Below are 293 nucleotides of genomic sequence, written 5' to 3'. Positions count from 1 at the left end.
CGTGACCGAGATCGCACGTCCACTGGAATCGTAGGTCCATGTTGCAATCCTCGAGCCTGATTCGTCCTTGATGCCGGTCAATGCGTTTGGAAAGCGGACATCTTCGTACAGATACTGGCGAACGTATCCAATTGGCGCGGTTACCGAAGCCAGATTACCTTTCGCATCGTACGCATAATGCGTGGCATTGCCCGAAGGAGGCACGACGCTCAAGATGCGACCGCTACCGTCGTAGGCCAGACTAAGTGTCAGCCGCGATGCGTTCTGTCCAATACGATCGACAGGCCACTGCA

General features: G+C 55.3%; 1 protein-coding gene. It reads right to left on the bottom strand.

Translation table 11 applies throughout. The annotated features are described in order from the left end of the window. Nucleotides 1–293, bottom strand: a 293-nt coding sequence (locus tag P0D70_RS36975; RefSeq protein ID WP_408188153.1) for an RHS repeat domain-containing protein, incomplete at both ends; no start/stop codon positions are given.

This window comes from Paraburkholderia sp. RL17-381-BIF-C (assembly GCF_046026435.1).
Taxonomy (GTDB): Bacteria; Pseudomonadota; Gammaproteobacteria; order Burkholderiales; family Burkholderiaceae; genus Paraburkholderia.
The sequence above is the reverse complement of the archived record's forward strand: the minus strand, read 5'-3'. Positions and strand labels throughout refer to the sequence as shown.